The organism is Hadarchaeum sp. (SeqCode) (genome assembly GCF_049969415.1).
GTDB lineage: Archaea > Hadarchaeota > Hadarchaeia > Hadarchaeales > Hadarchaeaceae > Hadarchaeum.
Genome location: NZ_JBMFOX010000086.1, coordinates 1 through 2,348 on the forward strand (window position 1 = coordinate 1; position 2,348 = coordinate 2,348).

The window sequence follows — 2,348 nt, forward strand, 5'->3', positions numbered from 1 at the left end:
CACCCAGTTCAGCGAGGGCGATTATACCAAATGTCGTTAGTAGTGGTGTTAGGTCCATTTGAATCTTAATAACTTACTGAACTTTGGCAAATTTTAAACCCTGAGGCGAGATAAAAATCTCGGTATCACCTTTTGGGGCTGACGAGGAGGGCGGGGTGAACAATCCCAAAAGGTGATGTGGAATGTTGCCCATAGTCGGCCACCCAAGCGTGGTGAGTTTTGGCATGTCTATTTTTGAAGAGGTTTTTTCGAAGCCTCAGCTGAGGCACTTCGGGGAGTACGTGACGGGGCTGATGGTGTGCCCAAACCGCACGGTGCAGGGGATCAACGACAGCCTCTTCGCTCGCTGCGACCAGAGCGCGTTGAACCACTTTCTGACCGACTCCCCTTGGAGCGAGGAAGAACTCGATCGGAGGAGGCACGAGTTCGTGAGGGACAGGCTCGGAGAGCTCGGGCTCGGGGGAGGAACCCTCATCATCGACGACACCATCTCCCACCATGTGGGGAAACACATGGAGGGTGCCGGCTGGCACTACGACGCCAGCAAGGGAAAAACGGTGTGGGGGCACCAGCTCGTCACAAGCCATTACGTGAAGCGGTGGCTGAGCCTTCCCTTGGACTTCAGGTTATACCTCAAGGAGGAGCAGGCTGGGGAAAACTTCAAGACCAAGCCCGAGCTCGCCCAGGAGCTCATTCAGCAGGCGGTGGAACGTGGGATACCTTTCTCGTGCGTCGTCTTCGACACGTGGTACTTCAGCGTTGATTTCGTCGACTTTTTGGAGGGGCTGGGAAAAGATTGGGTGACCCGGTGCAAATCGAACAGGATCGTCATCTCAGAGGGAAGGCGGCCGATATCCGAGTGGGCGAGGGACCTGCCGAAGAAGGACTTCGAGCGGGTCGTGCTCGAGCACAAGGATGGAACCAAGGAGGTCTACTACGCGTGCTCGAGGACAGTGCGGCTGGAGGGATTCGCTAAGAGAACGCGCGTGGTTGTCTCATATTCCGAGGAGAAGTTCGAGAAAATGGAGGACCCGTACTTCTACTGTACCAACCGCTCGGACTGGGAATTGAGGAAGATCATGCGGACCTACGCCAGGCGCTCCGAGGTAGATGCTTTTTACAAGGACGCGAAACAGAACTTGGGGATGGAGGAGTACGAGCTTCGGAAGATAGGTGGCATAAAACGTCACCTTCAGATGATTCTGATCGCGCATACCCTCCTATCCCTGGGTCCTGTGGATCGCGCCGCTGGAAAGGCCATGGTCTATCTGGATACGATAGGCGCGGCGTGCAGGCGTGTGTTCGCGGAGATCCTCCGCTCCTTTATCCAGGCTGTGTTGGAGATCGGGAAGCAGGTGAAAGACCCGGGCAAAATCCTGAGGGTGCTTTCCTCGACGAGGAAGCAGCTCAGGAGGATGAGGAGAAGTGTAAAAACGCTCACCGGAGGTTTAAAAAGCTAAAATTGCCAAAGTTCAGTTATTATTTTTTGTACCTTTTTTCACTTTTTTCACTAACTTCACTAGGGGTTTGATGTCACCGAAGGTTGACTTTAGATAACTCGGTGTCGACTTGTAAGTCGAAGGGGACTTGAAGACTAGCCCTTTGGCACATGCTGGGCTTTCTACTCATTTCACACTCTGAATTATCTTTCGGGATTTTTCTCGGATCTTACTGTTTTATTCCACCTAGAGTTAGACCTGCTTTTAAATATCGTTGAGCTAATGTGAAAATCACCATTATGGGAATGGCGTATAAAATCGATGTAGCGGCGAAGTAATTCCAAGGAGTCTCCCATCTTACCTGAAGGCTCACTAGACCCAACGCTAATGTGAAATTTTCTGATCCCAGCAAAATTGAAGCTAGTACCCATTCACTCCATGTAATTATTGTTATGAAGATTATTGCAACTGCAATTCCAGGTTTGGCTATAGGAAATATAACATGCCTCAAATTTTGGAAAAACGATGCCCCGTCCATAAGTGCGGCTTCATCAAAATCTGTGGGTATCGTATCCAAATAAGATTTTAAATACCAACTAATGTAAGGAACCAAGGAGGCGGTGTAGACTAGCCCCAGTATCAATAAAGAATTAATCATTCCCAGTTTTAAAAGAAGAGAGTAAAGAGCGATCAGGCCTATTACGCCCATACCAGTCATTATCTGCGATAAGATAAAATAGCCAGAAAGCAAACTTTTCTTTCCTCTAAATTTAAATCGGGAAAAAGAATATGCAGCAGGGATTATCACAATTAAACTCGTTGACAAAGTAATCAAATAAACGAATAAACTGTTTTTAAGCCAAATGAAAAATTTTGACTCAAATAAAACCCATCTGAATGCGTCGAACG

2 protein-coding genes are annotated in these 2,348 nt (G+C 48.7%); one reads left to right on the plus strand and one right to left on the minus strand.

Going from position 1 to position 2,348, the window contains the following annotated elements; genetic code table 11:
- Positions 1 to 182: 182 nt before the first annotated feature.
- Complete coding sequence (locus ACP5PX_RS07850) at positions 183 to 1,460, plus strand: IS701 family transposase (protein WP_428085401.1); 1,278 nt, start codon at positions 183 to 185, stop codon at positions 1,458 to 1,460.
- A 208-nt stretch (positions 1,461 to 1,668) separates the two neighbouring features.
- Here ACP5PX_RS07850 and ACP5PX_RS07855 read toward each other — a convergent pair.
- On the minus strand, positions 1,669 to 2,348 hold a 680-nt coding region (locus tag ACP5PX_RS07855), incomplete at its 5' end, for an ABC transporter permease subunit (protein ID WP_428085402.1).